Genomic DNA, 19,032 nt, shown 5'->3' with positions numbered 1-19,032 from the left:
GGCTCACCTCGCTTTCACTCGGTCTCGCCCAGCTTCACCAGCAACGCCTGCAGCTTTTCCACGTGCCGCATCAGCAGATGCCGGTGCTTCTCGATCTGCTCGAGGCGCCCGGCGAGATCCGCATGGACGGTATCTTCCAGATCCGCCGCCGCGATGACGTCCTCCACCTTGGCGCGCAACACCGCCAGCTCAACCGGCGGTTGACTCAGATGACGCTCGAAGCGGCGCACGTCCTGTACGGCCAGATCGCGCACCTTGCGAAAATGCGCCTGGCGCCGATGCGTTTCGGCGTCGAAGCTCTCCTCTTCCGCGCGACGCGCGGAACCCGGCTGCCCGAAAATCGGCTCGGGCGGCCGCAGCACGGTTTTCTTGCGCGCCGGGTGCGCCGTGCCGCGAAAACGCGCCAGCGGCATTTCATTGTCGATGGCCTCGCGCGCGTTGGCCGGAATCTCGCTCACCTGATGCGCCGTATTCATCCAGCCTGCCGGCAAGCCGGCGACCGCTTCGACGCCGCGCACGAATTCCTCGCTGAATTCACGCTGGCCGGACAGCATCAACTTCAGATAGCTCGCGGAAAACGTCATCATCCGCGCGAGCCGCGTCGCCGCGCCCACCTCCTGGGTCAGCACCACCAGATTTGCCCGCCAGACCGGGAGCAGGGATTCGTCGGAATCTTCCATCGCTGGGTCTTCCATCTTTTCTCGCCCGAGTAGTCTGAAACGCCCGCTGCGCTCAACGCGCGCGCACGTCATCTTCGTGAAGGGTAGTCGCTCGGCCATGCGACGCGCAATCGGTATGTTCTGCACGTAGGGAGCCTCGTGGAAGCCGCGACCAACAGGGAAGTACCGCAGGGACTTCCTACCTGTTGACAGACCATCCGGGCATGCGTTCCTAGTCGATATACGCTTTTCCGTCCCGCGTAATCCGCCGTAACACAGCGCGTTTTCACCTCTGCATGCAGCTGCCCGCCAGTCCTGCTGCGGCTCACGCGTGTTCGCGGAGGGCGATTCCGGCTTGCGAGGTAATCCTCATACCTTTGCGGCACGCAACCTGCTTAATAGCCTCCGTTATCAACCGCAACCGAGGGAATCACAATGAAGAAAGTCCTGCTCGCACTCGCCGCCATGCTCATGACGCTCGGCGCAATCGCACCTGCACAGGCTGACGATCACGACGATCACCGCCATCCCGTATGCCATAAGGTGCACGTGCATGGACACTGGGAAAAACGTTGCCATTGACGCCAGGCCGCGCGGCTGACCGGCGCCTGGCCGCCTCACCCTCGACCATCGCCGTCCAGCCGTAAATCTGGCTGGCAAAGCAAAGAAAGCAAAGCGGCCCGCTCCGTTGCAGGCAACGAAGGCGGGCCGCCGGTCGTCAATCCAGTTGTGCCGTCAGGGCGCTGTCATGCCCTTTCGATTCGGTGCTACGCCGCTGCCACTCTCTCCATCGCCGTCTTGACCAGTTTCTCCAGCAACGGTTCGACTTTGGCCGCCGCGGCTTCGTGGTACGCATACGGCATCTGCTCTTCCATATACGTAATCTGCGTCAATTCGAGTTGCACCGCGTGGATGCCCTGCGCCGGCTGCCCGTATTGACGCGTGATATAGCCGCCCTTGAAGCGTCCGTTGGCGATTGCGGTATATGGACCGCCGTGCTGCTCGACCACGCCCGCCAGCGCCTCGGCAAGACCCGCCACCGCACTTGCACCGTTCGAGGTGCCGAAGTTGAAATCGGGCAGGCGTCCTTCGAAAAAGCGCGGCACATGCGAGCGGATCGAATGCGCTTCCCACAGCAGCACCTTGCCGTGCTTCGCTTTCAATGCCGCCAGATGTTCGGTCAGCGCCTGGTGGTACGGCTTCCAGTAAGCGTCGCGGCGGCGCGCGACTTCGGCCTCGCCCGGCAAGTGGCCGTCCTGATAGAGCGGCTCCTTGTCGAACGTGTCGACCGGCAGCAGTCCGGTGGTGTCCTGTCCAGGGTAGAGGTTTGCGCCATCGGGCGGACGATTCAGGTCGATCACATAGCGCGCGTAGGTGGGGGTCAGAATCGACGCGCCAAGACGCTGGGCGAACCCATACAGACGATCGAGGTGCCAGTCGCAATCGTCGGTGCGCTGGGCTACGGGGGTCATCGTCGCGGCGATGTCGTCGGGGATACGCGTACCCAGATGCGGGATCGAAATCAGCAGCGGCAGGCTGCCTTCGCGCAGCGAGAAAACCGGTAGGTGGTTCGAAGCAGTCATGTCAGTCCGGAATCAGGGGAATCGGGGCGTCACTTCAGCAACCCGGCAAGCGCCACGCGGTATTGCGCGTAGGCACGCTCTTCGTCGCGATGTTTGCGCTCGGAGACGACCTTCGTGCCGCCCGTGTAGACGTCGCGGATCGGCGTCTCGCCATGCTCGCAGAATACAACGCCTGACAGCCACGCGTCGGATGCATGCTCCGCAATGCTCGAATGATCGGCATCGAGCACCAGCCAGTCCGCCCGTTGACCGGGCCGCAAGCCGTTGACCGCGCGGCCCGTGGCGCGCGCGCCACCGTCGAGCGCGGCGTCGAACAGACGATCGGCGACGTGGGTGGCATCGGTACTGGCCAACACGTTGCGCTGCCGGCGCACGAGGCGCTGGCCGTATTCGAGCAAACGTAATTCCGCGCGCCAGTCGACTCCGATATGACTGTCCGAGCCGATACCAAACCGCCCCTGCGCGTCGAGATACTCCTGCGCCGGAAAAATGCCGTCGCCGAGGTTTGCCTCGGTGGTCAGGCATAGGCCCGCAATCGCCCCGCTCCTCGCAAGCGCGAGCGTTTCTTCAGCATTCACATGGGTGGCGTGCACGAGGCACCAGCGGCCATCCACGTGGAAGCGGTCGAGCAGCCATTGCACCGGACGTGCCCCTTCGGTTTCGAGGCATGCATCGACTTCGGCGGTCTGTTCGGCGATATGGATGTGCACCGGCGCGCCCGGCAGATCCGCATCGAGGCCTTCGAGCAAGGTACGCAGCGATTGCTGCGAAACCGCGCGCAATGAATGCGGCGCCACGCCGTAGCGCAATGCGCTGCTTTCAGGCCGCGCACCACGCAGTGTGTTGAGCATCTCGAGCAGGCTGTCCGGCGTATTGATGAAGCGCCGCTGATCCTCACGCGGCGCACGCGCGCCGAACCCGCCGAACTGGTACAGCACCGGCAGCATGGTCATGCCGATCCCGCTTGCCTGCGCCGCATCGACCACGCGCTGCGCCAGTTCAGCCGCATTGCCATAGCGGCTGCCGTCCGGCATGTGATGCACGTAGTGGAATTCACACACCGACGTGTATCCGGCCTTCAGCATTTCGATGTAGAGCCACTGTGCAATCGCCGCCAGCCCTTCCGGCGTGATCCTGGCGGCGAAGCGGTACATCAGGTCGCGCCAGCTCCAGAAGTTGTCCGTGGCGTTGGCGCGATATTCGGTGAGGCCCGCCATGGCGCGCTGGAAGGCATGCGAATGCAGATTCGGCATGCCGGGCACGACCGGGCCGGCAGCCTTCGCGACGTCGGCCGGCGCGGCCGTATCCGGCGTCACCGAGGTCAGCACGCCCTGCGCGTCCCATTGCAGCAACACCTGACGGCGCCAGCCATCGGGCAGGTAAGCATGTTCGGCGAACAGCGATTGTGAAGCTTGCTTGGTCACTTGCGTCATTCTCAAACCTTAAAGGGGTTTCGCGTGTGATGGCCGGGCGCGGCCGGCGACTTCGTACCACTTTCCACGTTAGCCCGCGTATGCGCGCCGCGTATAAACCGTCTGGCCGGCGCGCACCACGCGCGCGCACAGCGGACGACCCATCCAGTAAGCCAGTTCGGCCAGCGTATCCACGGACCACACGGCAAAATCCGCCGCGCGTCCAATCGCGAGCGTGCCGTGCCGATCCGCGTGGCCGAGCGCGCGCGCCGCATGGTGCGTCACGCCTTGCAGCACTTCGGGCACGGTCATGCGGAATAGCGTGGTCGCCATGTTCATCATCAGCAGCAACGAGGTGGTGGGCGAGGTGCCGGGATTGCTGTCAGTGGAGATGGCGATCGGCACCTGGTAGCGGCGCAGCAGTTCGAGCGGCGGCAACTGCGTCTCGCGAATGAAGTAGTACGCGCCCGGTAGCAGCACGGCCACGGTGCCCGATTCTTTCATCGCGGCCACGCCCGCTTCGTCGAGGAATTCGAGGTGATCGGCCGACAGCGCGCGATGGCGCGCCGCCAGTGCCGTGCCACCGCCGTTCGATAACTGCTCGGCATGCATTTTCACCGGCAGGTTGCGACGCCCGGCCGCTTCGAACACGCGCTCGCTTTGCGCGAGCGAAAAGCCGATGCGCTCGCAGAACACATCCACCGCGTCGACGAGACCTTCATCGGCCAGCGTGGGCAGCATGCGCTCGCAGACCTCGGTGATGTAATCGTCGGCGCGGCCGGCGAATTCCGGCGGCAACGCGTGCGCGCCGAGAAAGGTCGTATAGACCGACACCGGATAGCGTTCGCCGAGACGCCGCGCGACGCGCAACATCTTGCGTTCGCTGTCGAGGTCCAGACCGTAGCCGGATTTGATTTCGACGGCGGTGACGCCTTCGGCGAGCAGCGCTTCGAGCCGCGCCGCCGACTGGCGATACAGCGTGTCGGCGTCGGCGGCGCGGGTCGCGCGCACCGTGGACACGATGCCGCCGCCCTGCCGCGCGATTTCTTCATAGCTCACACCCGCGAGCCGCTGCGCGAACTCGTCGGCGCGCTGGCCGCCGTACACCAGATGCGTATGACAATCGACGAGGCCCGCTGTGACCCACGCGCCGCCCAGATCTTCGCGCGGCCACGCAGTGTGATCGGCGTATTCGGCGGGCACCTCGGCGGCCGCGCCGAGCCAGACAATCCGGCCGTCGCGCACCGCGATCGCGGCATCGCTCACGGTGTGTTGGGGATCGCCCTGAGGGCAAAGATTCAGGTGATGCCAGACGGTTTGCTTCATCGCGGGCTCATTGCAGCGGGTTGCCGCTGGTTGCTGGTTGCCGGTTGCTGGTGCGTGGCTGCTGGTATGTGGTTGCGAAGGCCGATGCGCGATCGCCCTCACGTGTAGCGGATGCTGACCGCGAGCAGCGCGCCGTCGCCGGCTACGGTGCACCGTAATGCCGCAGGCGCGTCGATCCGCAAGGTGTCGTCGCCCGTCAGGGCGACGGGTGGGGTCTCGCCCACCGCCACCTCGAACGAACCCGCCGCGCAAAACAGCAACACCACATCAGCGGACAGGCTGCGTTGCGAAGCGGCCGCGCCGCCCCGCCACACTTCGACCTCGCCCGTCGCCGCGTCACGCCGCACCATCAGGTTGAAGTCGCGGGTTGCACCGTCGACCAGACGCGCATCGATTGCTGCCTCACCCGCAAAACGGGCGAGATCCAGCGGTTGCGTCAAGGCGTGGGTCAGCGCAGCGGGCGTGCCGTCCGTTTCGCGCGCTTCGTCGAGCAGCATGCCCGCGCCGGACAACAGCACCAGCGTCCGGTCGATACCCGCAAAGCGCGAGAACGGGCCGGGCTGCGCCACGTCGGCGATACTCACGCGCCACAGGAACGCGTCGAGTCCCGCGCCCTGCGGAAAGGCTGCGACCTCACGCGTCGTCCCGCCACCGTTCTTCCACGCCGACGCCACCAGATCGGCGCCGCGCAGCAGCGTGATCGCGCTGCTCGCGCCGCACGCCGACGGGTTTGCGCCGGCAGCCCCGATGACGCGGTTGCCCATGACGCCCGCCGCCATGCTCAGCGTCCCAGCATCGGCAGGTTCAACCCCACCTCACGCGCGGTTTCCTGCGCGAGTTCATAACCGGCATCCGCGTGACGCATGACACCCGTTGCCGGATCGTTGAACAGCACACGGCCGAGACGCTCTTTGGCGGCATCCGTGCCATCCGCGACGATCACCACGCCCGAGTGCTGGCTGAAGCCCATGCCCACGCCGCCGCCGTGATGCAGCGACACCCACGTCGCCCCGCCTGCGGTATTCAGCAGCGCGTTGAGCAACGGCCAGTCGCTGACGGCATCCGAGCCGTCCTTCATCGATTCGGTTTCGCGGTTCGGGCTGGCCACCGACCCCGTGTCCAGGTGATCGCGTCCGATCACGATCGGTGCCTTCAGCTCACCGTTCCTGACCATTTCGTTGAAGGCCTGACCCAGACGATAACGATCCTTCACGCCGACCCAGCAAATCCGTGCCGGCAGGCCCTGGAACGCGATGCGTTCACGCGCCATATCGAGCCAGTTGTGCAGGTGCGGATCGTCCGGAATCAGTTCCTTGACCTTCGCATCCGTCCTGTAGATGTCTTCCGGATCGCCCGACAGCGCGACCCAGCGGAACGGGCCCTTGCCTTCGCAGAACAGCGGACGGATATATGCGGGTACGAAGCCCGGGAAATCGAAGGCGTTTTCGACGCCCATTTCCAGCGCCATCTGGCGGATGTTGTTGCCGTAGTCGAGCGTCGCCGCGCCGCGTTCCTGCAGCGTCAGCATGGCTTGCACCTGCCTCGCCATCGACTGTTTGGCAGGCGTCACGATGCTGTCCGGCGCTGTCTTCATGCGCTCGCGCCAGTCTTCGACGCTCCAGCCCTGCGGCAGATAGCCGTGAATCGGATCGTGTGCGCTGGTCTGGTCGGTCACGCAATCCGGCGTGATGCCGCGTGCCACGCATTCGGCGAACACGTCAGCCGCATTGCCGAGCAGACCGACCGAAACCGGCTTGCCGCTCTGTTTTGCTGCCTCGACGATCGCCAGCGCTTCGTCGAGCGTCTTCGCCTTGCGATCCACGTAACGGGTCTTCAGACGGAAGTCGATACGCGTCTCGTCGCATTCCACCGCGATCATCGAGAAGCCGGCCATGGTCGCCGCGAGCGGCTGCGCGCCGCCCATGCCGCCCAAGCCGCCCGTCAGAATCCAGCGGCCCTTCGGGTCACCGTTGAAATGCTGGTTCGCCACCGAGAAGAAGGTTTCGTAGGTGCCCTGCACGATGCCCTGGCTGCCGATATAGATCCAGCTGCCCGCCGTCATCTGGCCGTACATCATCAGGCCCTTGCGGTCGAGTTCGTGGAAGTGTTCCCAGGTCGCCCAGTGCGGCACGAGGTTCGAGTTGGCCAGCAGCACGCGCGGTGCGTCCGCATGCGTGCGGAACACGCCGACCGGCTTGCCCGACTGGATCAGCAGCGTTTCGTCGTCGTTCAGGTCCTTCAGCGAGGCGAGAATCTGATCGAAGCAATCCCAGTTGCGCGCGGCGCGGCCAATGCCGCCATACACCACGAGCGCATGCGGATGCTCGGCCACTTCGGGGTCCAGATTATTCTGGATCATCCGGTAAGCGGCTTCCGTGAGCCAGCTCTTGCAGGTCTTTTCCGCGCCACGCGGGGCGTGAATCGTGCGGGTGGGGTCGAGTCGCGGATCGATGTGTTTCGGGTTGTTCATGGTGGCCCTCGGAAGCTGGAAAGTGCTCAAAAATCAGGTCAAAGTCGCAGTCAAAAACGAAATCAGAAGTGTCCGGTGAAGCGATAGCGGCTGCCCGGATGCCAGAGATTGGCCACGGATGCGACCAGGCTCTGCGACCACGTGCGTCGATGCAGCACGAGGCAAGGTTCAAGCTCATCCATGGTCAGCAGTTGCCGGGTGTCGGCATCCGCGATGGCGGCTTCAATGCGGTATTCGACGCGCTGCAGCGGCGCGACGCGCACCAGATACTGGTTCGGCGTGGTGTTGGTGAAGTCCTGCAACGCGTACTCGGGCGCGACCGCCGGATTGACCCAGCGTTCTTCGAGCTGCACCGGCTCGTCGTTTTCGAAATGCAGCACGCGCGAATGAAACACGCGACTGCCGGCGTCCATTTGCATCTCTTCGGCCAGCAGCTCGTCGGCGATCGTGGCGCCGATTTGCAATACCTTCGCCTGATACCGGTGACCGCGCGCCACCACCTCGTCCGAAATGCTGCGGATGGCTACCAGGGTCGATTCATACTTCGGGCGCGCCACGAACGTACCGGAACCCTGCACGCGCGTGAGCACCTGCTCGGAGGTCAGTTCGCGCAGCGCGCGGTTGACCGTCATGCGCGCCACGTTGAATTCGCGTGCCAGTTCGTTTTCCGATGGCACCTGGTCGCCCTCCGCCCATTCGCCCGCGTGAATGCGCGACAGGATGAAGTCCTTGATGCCCTGATAAGCCGGTGCGTTCATGCCCACGCTGCCGGATTACTGTTCCGACCGGAACGCGAACGGGCTGTGCGCGGCGATCGTGCCGTTCTGCACGAGCTGCGTGATTGCCGCGATGTCCGGTGCGAAGTAATGATCCAGCTCGTAGTGCGCGACTTCCTTGCGCACGGTCTTCATGACCTTCTGCAGGCTCGGGCTGGTTTCGTGCGGCGCGCGCAGGTCGACACCTTGAGCGGCGGCAAGCAGTTCGATCGACAGGATGTTGGCGGTGTTCTCGGCGATATCGCCCAGCTTGCGCGCAGCAAACGTCGCCATCGACACATGGTCTTCCTGGTTGGCGGACGTGGGCAGCGAATCCACCGAAGCCGGATGTGCCAGCGTCTTGTTTTCCGATGCGAGCGCCGCAGCCGTGACGTGCGCAATCATGAAGCCGGAGTTCACGCCGCCATCGCGAACGAGGAACGGCGGCAGACCCGACAGCGTGGAATCGATCAGCAGTGCAATGCGACGCTCCGCCAGCGCGCCGATTTCAGCGGCGGCCAGCGCCAGGTTGTCCGCCGCGAACGCGACCGGTTCGGCGTGGAAGTTACCACCTGACAAAACTTCGCCGGTGTCCGGGAAAATCAGCGGGTTGTCGGAGACGGCGTTGGCTTCGATCAGCAGCACGTCCGCGGCGTGACGCATCTGGTCAAGACACGCGCCCATCACCTGCGGCTGGCAGCGCAGGCTGTACGGGTCCTGCACCTTGCCGCAATCGCGGTGCGACAGGTTGATGCCCGAGCCTTGCAGCAGCGCGCGATACGACGTCGCCGCGTCGATCTGCCCCTGATGCCCGCGCAATTCGTGGATGCGTGCATCGAACGGTGCCACCGAACCCGCCGCGGCATCCACCGACAAGGCACCCGCGACCAGCGCGGTGCGGTACAGGTCTTCGATGGCGAACATGTTGTAGAGCGCGAGCGCGGTCGATGCCTGGGTACCGTTCAGCAGCGCGAGGCCTTCTTTCGCCTGCAGCGTGAGCGGCTTCAGTCCGACGAGGCGCAGGCCTTCGGTCGCGGCCATGCGCTCGCCCTTCGCGAACACTTCACCGACGCCGAGCAGCGTGGCCGACATATGCGCGAGCGGCGCGAGGTCGCCCGACGCGCCCACCGAACCCTTGACCGGAATCACCGGCAGCACGTCGGCGTTGAACAGCGTGATGAGCGCATCCATCACTTCGCGGCGAATGCCCGAATGACCGCGGCCGAGACTCGACAGCTTGAGCGCGATCAACAGACGCACGACCGGACGCGACATCGGCTCGCCCACGCCCACCGCATGCGAGAGCACCAGATTGCGCTGCAGGAGTTCGAGCTGATCGTGCGGAATGTGCGTGCTGGCAAGGCGCCCAAAACCGGTATTGATGCCGTATGCAGGCTCCCCCTTCGCGGCGATGTCGGCCACCGCCTTGGCGCACGCATCGATGGCTGCGAAGCTGGCGGGATCGAGTTGCAGCGTGACCTGCTCACGGGCGATCTGGCGCAGTTGCGGGAGGCTCAGGTGGCCGGGCTTGAGAATCATCATGGAGAGCATCCTGTCTATACAAGTTGAGATAAGTCTAGCGGCGCCAGCTTGTATATACAACTTATTTTTAATGCTTCAGCGTTAGGGGTTTCCATTAGGCGCGGATCACCTGCCGGCATGGTTCCGGGCGGAATTCAGAGGTTCGCCGCGAGTGTTTCGGAGCGCCGGACACGACACGCCGGCAACCGGCACACTCGAAATAGCCAAAAGGAGATGCAGGGCGTGCCTAAAGCTCCAGCCGCGTGCCGATGAAATCCAGAAACGCCTGCACCCGCCCCGCCAGCGATGCGCTCTGATAAAACACCGCGCTGACCGGCTGCCGTTCGTCGATAAGGATGTCGTCCAGAATCGGCACGAGGCGTTTCTCGTTTACATCGGCGACGGTCATGAAATCGGCAAGGCATGCAACGCCGCCATCCGCCAGCGCCAGATGACGGATCGTTTCGCCGCTCGATGCGGTGATCGCCGGCTCGATCTTCAGCGCGTCGCGCTCGCCGTCGCGTAGCGGCCAGCGGTTCAGATGCTCCGGCGCGGTAAAGCCGATCAAACGATGCGCGCGCAACGCCTCCACCGAGCGGGGCTCGCCCGCTTCGGCCAGATAGCCCGGGCTCGCGACGATGCGCAGCTTGCTGCTGCCGAGCGCGCGCGCATGCAGCGTCGAATCCTGCAACGCGCCGATGCGAATCGCGATATCCACCTTCTGCTCCAGCAGGTCGACGATGCGTTCGTTACTGGTCAGTTCGAGCCGGATCTCTGGAAAAAGCGCGGCGAAAGCCTGCATATGCGGCGCGATGCAATGGAGCATGAAGGGCGACGCCGCGTCCACCCGCAGCCTGCCGGATGGCCGCTCGCGCCGCCGGGCAACCGACTGCTCGGCTTCCTCCATCGCATCGAGAATCGCCCGCGCCCGGGCGAGGAACAGCACGCCCTCTTCCGTGAGCTGCAAACGCCGCGTGGTCCGACGAATCAGCGCGGTATCCAGCTTCTTCTCCAGCCGCGTCAGCGCGCGGCTTACGCCCGATACCGTCTGCTGCAGCTTCTCCGCGGCGGCCGTGATCGAGCCGCTGTCGATCACGGTGACAAAGACCAGTAACTCGTCGGTTGAAGTCTTCATTGTTGATTTCAAATCAAGATTGATTTGAGACTAACACGCTTTTTGCCAGAATCAGGACGGCGGATACTGGCTGCATTCCACTGCGATCCGATTGATCCGGTTGATTCGATTGATTGCAGTGTTTCCAGTCATCAGGAAGGAGAACGTTTTGAATATTTTCATTACCGGTGCCGGCGGCTTCATTGGCGGCTCGATTGCCGCGGGCCTCGCGCGTGCCGGACATCATGTGCGCGGTCTGATCCGCAACCCCGAACACGCGGCCGAGTTGAAGCGGCTCGGCATCGAACCCGTGACCGGCACGCTCGATGACCGTAATCTGCTGATTGCCGAAGCCCAGGCGGCAGACGCCGTCATCAACGCGGCGAGCAGCGATCATCGCGGCGCGGTCGAAGCGCTGATCGAAGGACTTGCCGGTTCCGGCAAACCGTTTTTGCATACGAGCGGTTCGAGCATCGTCGGCGACGCTTCCGGCGGTGAAGCCGGTACTGCGGCGATCCATCACGAAGACGCACTGCCCGAACCGACTGCCGACAAGGCGGCGCGCGTTGCTATCGACCGTCTCGTGCTCGACGCGGCGCAACAGCACATTCGCTCAGCGGTGCTATGCAATACGCTGATCTACGGCAATGGGGTGGTGGCCGGCAGCGCCAGCGTGCAGTTGCCGCGCCTCGTGCGTCAGGCGCACAAGAGCGGCGTGGTGCGTCACGTGGGAAGCGGCGGCAACATCTGGTCGAACGTGCATATCGACGATGTGGTCGAGTTGTATCGTCTTGCGCTCGAGAACACGCCGGCCGGCACGTTCTATTTCGTGGAAAGCGGCGAAGCGTCGTTCCGCGACATGAGCGCCGCGATCGCCGAGGTGCTGAAACTGGGCGCGCCGCAAAACTGGCCGCTCGCCGACGCGCAACAGGAATGGGGCTATGAAATGGCCTCGTACGGGCTCGGTTCGAACAGCCGCGTACGGGGCGAACGGGCCCGCAAACTGCTCGGCTGGCAACCTAAGCACACCTCAGTCATTGACTGGATCAAGCACGAGATGGTGTGAGCGAGGGGCGGCCCCAATGGGCCGCCTCCAGGGCGCACCCCAAGAGTACTTCTTCCGGGCTCCCTAAAGGGAGCCCTCCAGGGCGTAATCCGTGTAAGCGAGTCTGTTGCGAATCCGTAAGCTCAACTCGCTAGAATCCCGGCAAATTAATGGACCGATTCTCGGGAGTGAGTCGGCCACCGTGCCCGGATTCTTTAATGACCCTCGCGCTGAACTTCGACTGGCTGACCAATCTGCTCGCGATACTGTTCGTCGTAGCCTGCCTCTATGATGCGCGCTACGACGAATACGGCACGCTGACGCTGGCCGCCGCCGCGATGGGTCTCGCCGTCATGGCCATCGAAGTGTTCCTCAAGCCCGCGTTTGAAATGGCACTGTAGTCATAGCGCTCAAAGAATCACCGCCACTTCCGGCGGCGCCCGGCGAAATCCCCGCGTGAGCCACGCCAGATACGCCAGCCCCAGCACGAACCAGATCCCACCCAGCACCAGCGCGGTTTTCTCCAGACTCACCAGCAGCCACAAATCGGCAATGGCCCCCAGCAGCGGGAACAGCAGCCCGCCGAGCACGCCCAGCCTCCCCGCGCCGCCCTTCGCCAGGAAGTACTGGCGCATCACACACAGATTGACCGCAGTGAACGCGAGGAACGCACCGAAGTTGATGAACGAGGTGGAGGTCGCGACGTCAAGCTTCAAGGCCACCAGACCCACAGCGCCTGCAATTGCAATGTTGATTGCCGGCGTTTTGAATTTCGGATGCACGAAGCCGAAGACGCGTCTCGGCAGCACTTCATCGCGGCCCATCGCATACAGCAGACGCCCGACGCTCGCCTGGGCCGAAATGCCCGACGCGAATTGCGCGAGAATCAGGCCGGCCAGAAACACCGTCACGAAGATATCGCCGCCCACCTTGCGCGCCACTTCGAACGCCGCGGAATCCGGGTCCTTGAAGACGGCGCCCGGATGCGCCAGCTGCACCGTATAAGCCGCAATCACGAAGATCGCACCGCCGATCAGCGCAATCAGCAGGATGGCGCGCGGCATGGTCTTTTCAGGCTCGATGGTTTCTTCGGTCAGCGTCGAGACCGCGTCGAAACCGAGGTACGAGTACGCAGCAATCGCGGCGCCTGCCATGGTGGCCGAGAACGGCACCTGCGGCTTGAAGAACGGCTCGGCCGAGATCAGTCCGCCCGGCCCCATCGCCGCCGTCACGTAGTGACAGCACAGCACGACGAACAACGCGACGATCGCCAGTTGTACGACCATCAGCACGATGTTGAACCGGTTCGCCAGTTCGATCCCGAGGATATTCAGCGCGCTCGTCAGCACGATGAACGAAACGATCCAGATCCAGCTCGGCACATGCGGAAATGCCGCGCTCAGATAAGCCGCGCCGATCAGCCAGATCACCATGGGCAGGAAGAAGTAATCGAGCAGCGTCGCCCAGCCGATCATGAAACCCAGATGTGCGCTGAACGTCTTGCGCGTGTACGTATAAGCGGAGCCTGCAACGGGAAAGAGCCGCGCAAGTTTGCCGTAGCTGAGCGCGGTAAACACAATGGCGATCAACGCGATCAGATACGCGAGCGCCGCGGTATCGTTACTCGCGCCGGCAAGCACGCCATAGGTGCCGTACACGATCAGCGGCGCCATATAGGCAAGCCCGAACAGCAGCACCGAGGGCAAGCCGAGCGTACGCTTGAGATGCGGGGTTTGGGTGCCCGTGCGTTCGGCGGGCGAAGTGGTCGACATGGAAGATCTCCTGAGACCCGCCGGCAAAACTTGCCAGACGAGCGTGCAATGCTGCTAGTAATGGGAACAATGCGGACGCACGCACCCCTATGAGGGACGCGCCGCATCAACCGGTTGACAAGACAGGTTCGGCAAGACGACTTCGGGTAGTTCGACGCTGGACATGGCCATGTTCAGCGGGTTCGCGACTTCGCGTGAGCGTGAGCCTTAGCGGATCACGCGGGAGCGTTGACCACTGGGATCGTCGACCGTGTTCAGGTCGAGCGAAATCCTGGCGTCGTGCAGATAGCGGTAGTGCTCGCGTGCGCCTTCGAGCTTCGCAGGATCCAGCGTGGCGCGCAGCACGGTTTCGCCAGCGCCTACTTCACTGACCACTTCGCCGTACGGGTCGATCAACGCCGACTCGCCGGGGAACGTCAGGTTGTCGTCGCCGGAGCCGGTCCGGTTGACGAGCGCGGCAAACATCTGATTTTCCATCGCACGCGCGACGATGGCGCGGCGATGCACCGGCCCGAACGGGTCCATGTTGCCGTTGGTCACGATCAGCAGATCGGCACCGAGCGAGGCGACCGCGCGGGCCGTCTCGGGAAACTCGATGTCGTAGCAGATCAGCAGGCCGACGATCATGCCCTTGAAGCTGCACACCTCGTAGCGGTCGCCCGGTTCGAACACGCCCACATCCGACGCCCACAGATGCGTCTTGCGATAGCGCAGCGCCAGTTCACCCTGCTCGTCGATCAGCACGGTGGTGTTGTAAAAGCGCTTGCCGTCACGTTCGGCGAGGCCCACGGCCACCGCGACGCCGGCCTCGCGGGCGGCATTGCGCACCCGGGTCAGCGCGGCGCCGTCGAGCGGTTGCGCCACGTCGGCGACCGTGTCCCGGGTGGGAAAACCCGATAGCGTCGTCTCCGGGAATACGATGAGATCCGTGCCGGGCGTGCGTTTGGAGATCACCTCCAGCACCCGTTGCAGGTTGGTATCGACCGCGCCGTCGTCAATCGGAATCTGCGCCAGTTCGAGTTGCATCTGTTTGTCTCCTGTCGAGCGAAGTTCGCGCTACAGCGTCCGTGTCGATCCGGGGTGAGTGCTTCAGCACTTACTGCGGTCCCACGCAAAAACGCTCCGTCGCCATGCCAGTTAATTGCTCCGCGTCTGCAGGGTGAGACTTTCAGCCGCAGGCGAAGCGCTTGGGGCTATTATCACGAGACAAATTTATCCGGGAATCACCCGGCTGGGGTACCTCAACGGAGCAAGCATGGAACTCGAATGGCGCGATCTCGCCTTTCACCGGGAACTCGGCGCAGTGATCGAGGCGCTCGACAGCGCGCAATTCTGGACCCGGCTCACGCGCGCGCTGCAACGTTACGTCGCCTTCGACAACTGGGTCGCGCTGCGCTTCACGCCCGATTCGGCACCTCTCGTATGTGCCGAATCGCCGACCCCCGACGGCACCGTCGATGCGATGTTCCAGGACTATCTGGCCGCGCTGTATCAACTGGATCCGTTTTATATCGGCGCCTGCGAACGGCCGGCGTCGGGCTTCGTCACGCTCGCCGACGTCGCACCGGACAACTTCACGATGACCTCGTATTACCAGCGCTACTTCAAGAAAAATATCGTCGGCGACGAGGTGCATTTCAACTACATGATCGACGCGCGGCACACGCTGGCGTTTTCATTGGGCGCGACCCATGGCTATGGCGACCGCGACCTCGCGGTGCTCGCACTGTGCGCGCCGTGGGTGATCGCATTGATGCGCCAGCGCTTGCCGTATGAGACGTTCGACGCAGCGGCGAGATCCGCCGCACACGATGCAAACGAAGCCGGCGAATCGAACCCGCAGTCCACCGCCGACGCCCTGACCTACAGCGCGCGTTTCGCGCAGGTGTCGCAAGCGGGGGGCCGCTCACCGCTGACCGCGCGCGAAGTGGAAGTGGCCATGCTGACGTTGAGCGGCTTCTCGACGCGCGCGATTGCCGGGAAGCTCAGCATCTCGTTCGAGACCGTGCGCGCGCACAAGAAGCACATCTATACCAAGCTCAACATCAATTCGCAGTCCGAGCTGTTCGCGCTGTTCTACGAGGCGGGCAACAAGGGCGCGTAGCGCGTCATACCTGCCTGCACGCCCTGCTTGCGTTGGCACTCAACTCGCAGCTGCCTTGGCGGCGCAGGCCGGACAACCGCTGGGCGCGTCCTCATAACGGTCGTGGTGCTTCATCCAGTCGTTCATGTTGTTGACTTCGTTGCGCCCTTTCGGCGCAATGTCGAGTGCCGCATAGGCAATCAGAAACGACTCGTCGCCGCGCGCGTAGACCGAGTAGGTGTGGAAGATGGTGCCCGCATCGTCCTTGTAGAACACGCTGTGGCCGTGCATCTCCTCGCAATACAAAGGCTCGTCCGCGAAGTTATGAAAGCCTCTGCCGCTGGCCATCTGTTCGGGCGTAAACGACACGTGATAGTCGTAATTGAACTCGCTGCCGAATGAGGACACCCAGTCGAATCCCCAGCCCATGCGTTTTTTGAAGGCTTCTATCTTTGCAAGCGGGGCGCGCGAAACGGTCACGTACGACACGTCGTGATGCTCCAGATGCGTCAGCATGCCGTCGACGCCATCCGAGATGAATGAGCAGCCTGGACAGCCCTCTTGCCAGTCCGGGCCCATCATGAAGTGATAGACGATCAACTGGCTGCGACCATCGAACAGCTCGGCGAGCGTCTTGCGGCCGCCCGGCGTATCGAACGTGTAGGTCTTGTCCACCTTGACCCACGGCAACGCGAGACGCTTGCGGTTGAGTTCGTCGCGAGCGCGCGTAAAAGCCTTCTCTTCAGCCAGCAGCGCACGGCGCGCAACCAGCCACTCTTCCCTTGAGACAGTGCTATGCGGTTCCATCTGCGTCTCCTTCCTCTGAGGTCAGGCGAAGTAGCGTTCGAGGCAATCGAGCCAGCTGTTCCAGCCTTGTTGATGCCGGTCGCGCGCTGCTTCGTCGAAGAACTGTTCATGCGTCAGCGTGAGCAGCGTGCCCTCGCCGTCCGGTCGCAAGTCGATGGTCACCAGCGACTCACGCTCCGGCGTGGAGCGCCACGCCCATGTGAACACCAGCCGCGCGTCGGGCACGACTTCCAGATACCTGCCGCTGACGTCGTGCTCCTCGCCGCTTGCCCCGCGCATGAGCATGCGAAAGCGCCCATCCACGCGTGCGTCCATCTCGGCGTGAAGCATTTCGGTGTCGGCCGGTCGGATCCACTTCAGGATTTGCGCCGGTTCCGTCCAGGCGCGGAAGATTCTGGCGGGCGAGGCTTTGATGTGGCGCCGGAGCGAGAGACTGGGTTTGGTGGACATGGCTCTTCCTCTTCGACAAAAGCGGCAAGGCGATCGAGTTGCTCGGTCCAGAAGCGTTGATAGCGCGCGAGCCATTGCATCGCTTCCTCCATGGGCCCGGCACTCAGCCGGCACGCCACCGTGCGGCCGGTCTTGGTCCGCGTGATGAGGCCGGCCTCGGACAGCACGTCGAGGTGCTTCATCACCGCGGGCAAGGACATCTCGAAGGGCTGCGCGAGTTCGCTCACCGACAGGTCGTGCGTGCCGGACAGGCGCGCGAGGAGCGCGCGCCGCGTCGGATCAGCGAGCGCGGCGAAGGTGCGGTCGAGCATTGCCTCTGAAGCTTCTGAAAACTTAACCATGGAGTTAAGTTTAGTCGCGTGACAACAGATGTCAAGCACGCCGATGGCGTCGCCATGAAACTTCAAAAAAAACGCGGCGCGTCACAGGCAAGAGCCTGCGCAACGCCGCGTCAAGGTTGGAGAAGCAGTCGCCTCCCAGCTCGGGCAGAGCAGCCCGCCAACCACGCCCTGCCTGAATCAGATCGCCCAGCCGCCGAGATAGAACGCCGCCAGTACGATCGCGATCGCGACCGTGCCCACATTCAGCTTGCGATACTCGCCGCTGACGATGCGGCCAATCACGAGCGTGCTGAAGCCGAGCATGATGCCGGTGACGATGTTCGCGGTCAGCACGATGAACACGGCGCAGACCAGTCCCGACATGGCGTCGACCATATCGGCCATGTCCAGCTTGCTCACGCTCGAGAGCATCAGCAGACCGACGTACATCAAGGCGGGTGCCGTCGCGTAAGAAGGCACGAGCCCGGCCAGCGGCGAGAAGAACATCACTACGAGGAACAGCAGGCCGACTACGGCCGCGGCCATGCCGGTCTTCGCGCCGGCCGCGACGCCCACGGTGGATTCGATGTAGGCCGCAGCCGGAGCGCCACCCAGGAAGCCCGAGAAAATCGAGCTCAGAGAGTCCGCCGTCAAGGCGCGGCCGCCGTTGATGATGCGGCCGTTCGCATCGAGTTGACCGGCCTGTCCTGCGACCGCGCGGATCGTGCCCGTCGCATCGAACACCGCGGTCATCACCAGCGCCAGCACGCTAGGCAGCACGGCCAGCGACAGCGCGCCCTTGATGTCCATCGAACCGATCAGCGACGCATGACCCGGCGCGCTCAGCGACGGCACCGCGAAGACGCCGTGATACGTCACGGCCGGATCGATCAGCAGACCGAGCGCCGAGATCGCGACGATCACGATCAGGATCGAACCCGGCACACGGCGGCGCACCAGACCGAAGATCGCGGCAAGCCCCACCACCGACATCAGCGCCGGCAACGCGGTCAGATGGCCCAGCGATACCGGCAGACCGGCACCCGGATTCTTCACGACGAGGCCCACGTCATTGGCCGCGATGAGCAGCAGAAACAGGCCGATGCCGATGCCCGTGCCGTGCGCGACGCCGGACGGCAGATTGCGCAGGATCCAGGAACGCACGCCCGTCACCGAAATGCCCGTGAAGACGATGCCCATCAGGAACACCGCGCCCAGCGCGACGCCCGGATGCAGCCCCTTGCCGAGCACGAGGCCAAACGCGGTGAAGGCCGTAAGCGAGATCGCGCAGCCAATCGCGATGGGCAGCTTGGCCCACACGCCCATCAACAGCGAGCCAAAGGCCGTGGTCAGGCAGACCGCCACGAACACTGCGCTGGTGTCGAAGCCCGCCTTGCCGAACATGCCCGGCACGACGAACACCGAATAGACCATGGCAAGAAAGGTCGTGACGCCGGCGATGATCTCCTGGCGCTGCGAACTGCCGCGCGAGGAGATTTCGAAATAGCGGTCGAGAAAGCCCTTGGAGTCGAAGTGTTCGACAGCGACGTCGGACATCGGCTGGGCGTGGGGTTCCATCATGATGAGTGCCTCCTTTATCAGCATGCTGAAACAGCCGGGGCACCGGCTGTCGTCAGGTTCGTCTCGTTGCGTTTATTTGATGTGGTGTCGCAAGGTTGGAACGGCCTCCCGGGTGTGCGGCACGCCTCAGGGCA

General features: G+C 63.8%; 19 protein-coding genes. 4 read left to right on the top strand and 15 right to left on the bottom strand.

Annotation, left to right across the window (positions count from 1 at the left end; translation table 11 throughout):
• Positions 1 to 14 precede the first annotated feature (14 nt).
• A complete protein-coding gene (locus VGH41_RS00295) occupies positions 15 to 680 on the bottom strand; it encodes a hypothetical protein (protein ID WP_331595303.1) in 666 nt (221 codons plus the stop codon).
• Between the two features lie 414 nt (positions 681 to 1,094).
• Between VGH41_RS00295 and VGH41_RS00290 the strand changes: the two genes are divergently transcribed.
• Positions 1,095 to 1,241: a hypothetical protein gene (locus VGH41_RS00290; protein ID WP_331595302.1), complete on the top strand. Its 147-nt coding sequence runs from the start codon at positions 1,095 to 1,097 to the stop codon at positions 1,239 to 1,241.
• A gap of 185 nt (positions 1,242 to 1,426) precedes the next feature.
• Here VGH41_RS00290 and hutG read toward each other — a convergent pair whose 3' ends face one another.
• From hutG to VGH41_RS00250, 8 genes are all read right to left on the bottom strand, one after another.
• On the bottom strand, positions 1,427 to 2,242 hold the full coding sequence (gene hutG / locus VGH41_RS00285; RefSeq protein ID WP_331595301.1) for an N-formylglutamate deformylase: 816 nt from the start codon (positions 2,240 to 2,242) through the stop codon (positions 1,427 to 1,429).
• 29 nt (positions 2,243 to 2,271) lie between these two features.
• Complete coding sequence (locus VGH41_RS00280) at positions 2,272 to 3,675, bottom strand: formimidoylglutamate deiminase (protein WP_331595300.1); 1,404 nt, start codon at positions 3,673 to 3,675, stop codon at positions 2,272 to 2,274.
• 69 nt (positions 3,676 to 3,744) lie between these two features.
• Entirely contained in the window at positions 3,745 to 4,980 is a 1,236-nt protein-coding gene (hutI, locus tag VGH41_RS00275; RefSeq protein ID WP_331595299.1) for an imidazolonepropionase, read from the bottom strand.
• 98 nt (positions 4,981 to 5,078) lie between these two features.
• Complete coding sequence (locus tag VGH41_RS00270) at positions 5,079 to 5,744, bottom strand: HutD family protein (protein WP_331595298.1); 666 nt, start codon at positions 5,742 to 5,744, stop codon at positions 5,079 to 5,081.
• Between the two features lie 17 nt (positions 5,745 to 5,761).
• Positions 5,762 to 7,450: a urocanate hydratase gene (hutU, locus tag VGH41_RS00265; protein ID WP_331595297.1), complete on the bottom strand. Its 1,689-nt coding sequence runs from the start codon at positions 7,448 to 7,450 to the stop codon at positions 5,762 to 5,764.
• Between the two features lie 62 nt (positions 7,451 to 7,512).
• Positions 7,513 to 8,208 carry a histidine utilization repressor gene (hutC, locus tag VGH41_RS00260; RefSeq protein WP_331595296.1) on the bottom strand — a complete coding sequence of 232 codons (696 nt, stop codon included), beginning with the start codon at positions 8,206 to 8,208 and terminating at the stop codon, positions 7,513 to 7,515.
• A gap of 15 nt (positions 8,209 to 8,223) precedes the next feature.
• Positions 8,224 to 9,747, bottom strand: a complete 1,524-nt coding sequence (gene hutH / locus VGH41_RS00255; RefSeq protein ID WP_331595295.1) for a histidine ammonia-lyase — start codon at positions 9,745 to 9,747, stop codon at positions 8,224 to 8,226.
• A gap of 226 nt (positions 9,748 to 9,973) precedes the next feature.
• Positions 9,974 to 10,861 (bottom strand): LysR family transcriptional regulator, encoded by an 888-nt coding sequence (locus VGH41_RS00250; protein WP_331595294.1) that lies wholly within the window; start codon positions 10,859 to 10,861, stop codon positions 9,974 to 9,976.
• 148 nt (positions 10,862 to 11,009) lie between these two features.
• Here VGH41_RS00250 and VGH41_RS00245 point away from each other — a divergent pair, with 148 nt between their 5' ends.
• Both VGH41_RS00245 and VGH41_RS00240 read left to right on the top strand, forming a co-directional pair.
• Positions 11,010 to 11,906, top strand: coding sequence for an NAD-dependent epimerase/dehydratase family protein (locus VGH41_RS00245; protein WP_331595293.1), 897 nt, complete (start codon positions 11,010 to 11,012; stop codon positions 11,904 to 11,906).
• 197 nt (positions 11,907 to 12,103) lie between these two features.
• Complete coding sequence (locus VGH41_RS00240; RefSeq protein ID WP_331595292.1) at positions 12,104 to 12,286, top strand: hypothetical protein; 183 nt, start codon at positions 12,104 to 12,106, stop codon at positions 12,284 to 12,286.
• Positions 12,287 to 12,295: 9 nt separating this feature from the next.
• On the opposite strand, the gene VGH41_RS00235 is transcribed toward VGH41_RS00240, so the two are convergent.
• Positions 12,296 to 13,657, bottom strand: a complete 1,362-nt coding sequence (locus VGH41_RS00235; protein ID WP_331595291.1) for an APC family permease — start codon at positions 13,655 to 13,657, stop codon at positions 12,296 to 12,298.
• A 207-nt stretch (positions 13,658 to 13,864) separates the two neighbouring features.
• Complete coding sequence (locus VGH41_RS00230) at positions 13,865 to 14,683, bottom strand: carbon-nitrogen hydrolase family protein (protein ID WP_331595290.1); 819 nt, start codon at positions 14,681 to 14,683, stop codon at positions 13,865 to 13,867.
• 229 nt (positions 14,684 to 14,912) lie between these two features.
• On the opposite strand from VGH41_RS00230, the gene VGH41_RS00225 reads away from it, so the two are divergent.
• Positions 14,913 to 15,761, top strand: a complete 849-nt coding sequence (locus VGH41_RS00225) for a helix-turn-helix transcriptional regulator (RefSeq protein WP_331595289.1) — start codon at positions 14,913 to 14,915, stop codon at positions 15,759 to 15,761.
• A gap of 39 nt (positions 15,762 to 15,800) precedes the next feature.
• Here the strand turns inward: VGH41_RS00225 and VGH41_RS00220 are convergent, their stop codons facing one another.
• The 4 genes from VGH41_RS00220 to VGH41_RS00205 all read right to left on the bottom strand — a co-directional run bounded on the left by VGH41_RS00220 (position 15,801) and on the right by VGH41_RS00205 (position 18,898).
• Positions 15,801 to 16,547, bottom strand: a complete 747-nt coding sequence (locus VGH41_RS00220) for a thioredoxin family protein (protein WP_331595288.1) — start codon at positions 16,545 to 16,547, stop codon at positions 15,801 to 15,803.
• Positions 16,548 to 16,568: 21 nt separating this feature from the next.
• Complete coding sequence (locus VGH41_RS00215) at positions 16,569 to 16,997, bottom strand: SRPBCC domain-containing protein (RefSeq protein WP_331595287.1); 429 nt, start codon at positions 16,995 to 16,997, stop codon at positions 16,569 to 16,571.
• A complete protein-coding gene (locus VGH41_RS00210) occupies positions 16,904 to 17,308 on the bottom strand; it encodes a metalloregulator ArsR/SmtB family transcription factor (RefSeq protein ID WP_331595286.1) in 405 nt (134 codons plus the stop codon). Before VGH41_RS00210 ends, VGH41_RS00215 begins: the two co-directional genes overlap by 94 nt.
• A gap of 207 nt (positions 17,309 to 17,515) precedes the next feature.
• Positions 17,516 to 18,898, bottom strand: coding sequence for an NCS2 family permease (locus VGH41_RS00205; protein WP_331595285.1), 1,383 nt, complete (start codon positions 18,896 to 18,898; stop codon positions 17,516 to 17,518).
• Positions 18,899 to 19,032: the final 134 nt, after the last annotated feature.

The organism is Paraburkholderia sp. (assembly GCF_036488795.1).
Classification (GTDB): Bacteria; Pseudomonadota; Gammaproteobacteria; order Burkholderiales; family Burkholderiaceae; genus Paraburkholderia.
This window is presented reverse-complemented; position numbering and strand designations above follow the sequence as displayed.

Excerpts from the sequence above, each read along its gene's own strand:
- hutU (WP_331595297.1), bottom strand. The coding sequence starts at position 7,450 with ATGAACAACCCGAAACACATCGATCCGCGACTCGACCCCACCCGCACG.
- VGH41_RS00295 (WP_331595303.1), bottom strand. The coding sequence starts at position 680 with ATGGAAGATTCCGACGAATCCCTGCTCCCGGTCTGGCGGGCAAATCTG.
- VGH41_RS00240 (WP_331595292.1), top strand. The coding sequence starts at position 12,104 with ATGACCCTCGCGCTGAACTTCGACTGGCTGACCAATCTGCTCGCGATA.
- VGH41_RS00290 (WP_331595302.1), top strand. The coding sequence starts at position 1,095 with ATGAAGAAAGTCCTGCTCGCACTCGCCGCCATGCTCATGACGCTCGGC.
- VGH41_RS00225 (WP_331595289.1), top strand. The coding sequence starts at position 14,913 with ATGGAACTCGAATGGCGCGATCTCGCCTTTCACCGGGAACTCGGCGCA.
- VGH41_RS00215 (WP_331595287.1), bottom strand. The coding sequence starts at position 16,997 with ATGTCCACCAAACCCAGTCTCTCGCTCCGGCGCCACATCAAAGCCTCG.
- hutG (WP_331595301.1), bottom strand. The coding sequence starts at position 2,242 with ATGACTGCTTCGAACCACCTACCGGTTTTCTCGCTGCGCGAAGGCAGC.
- VGH41_RS00280 (WP_331595300.1), bottom strand. The coding sequence starts at position 3,675 with ATGACGCAAGTGACCAAGCAAGCTTCACAATCGCTGTTCGCCGAACAT.
- hutH (WP_331595295.1), bottom strand. The coding sequence starts at position 9,747 with ATGATGATTCTCAAGCCCGGCCACCTGAGCCTCCCGCAACTGCGCCAG.
- hutC (WP_331595296.1), bottom strand. The coding sequence starts at position 8,208 with ATGAACGCACCGGCTTATCAGGGCATCAAGGACTTCATCCTGTCGCGC.
- VGH41_RS00210 (WP_331595286.1), bottom strand. The coding sequence starts at position 17,308 with ATGCTCGACCGCACCTTCGCCGCGCTCGCTGATCCGACGCGGCGCGCG.
- VGH41_RS00230 (WP_331595290.1), bottom strand. The coding sequence starts at position 14,683 with ATGCAACTCGAACTGGCGCAGATTCCGATTGACGACGGCGCGGTCGAT.
- VGH41_RS00205 (WP_331595285.1), bottom strand. The coding sequence starts at position 18,898 with ATGATGGAACCCCACGCCCAGCCGATGTCCGACGTCGCTGTCGAACAC.
- VGH41_RS00235 (WP_331595291.1), bottom strand. The coding sequence starts at position 13,657 with ATGTCGACCACTTCGCCCGCCGAACGCACGGGCACCCAAACCCCGCAT.
- VGH41_RS00220 (WP_331595288.1), bottom strand. The coding sequence starts at position 16,547 with ATGGAACCGCATAGCACTGTCTCAAGGGAAGAGTGGCTGGTTGCGCGC.
- hutI (WP_331595299.1), bottom strand. The coding sequence starts at position 4,980 with ATGAAGCAAACCGTCTGGCATCACCTGAATCTTTGCCCTCAGGGCGAT.
- VGH41_RS00270 (WP_331595298.1), bottom strand. The coding sequence starts at position 5,744 with ATGGGCAACCGCGTCATCGGGGCTGCCGGCGCAAACCCGTCGGCGTGC.
- VGH41_RS00250 (WP_331595294.1), bottom strand. The coding sequence starts at position 10,861 with ATGAAGACTTCAACCGACGAGTTACTGGTCTTTGTCACCGTGATCGAC.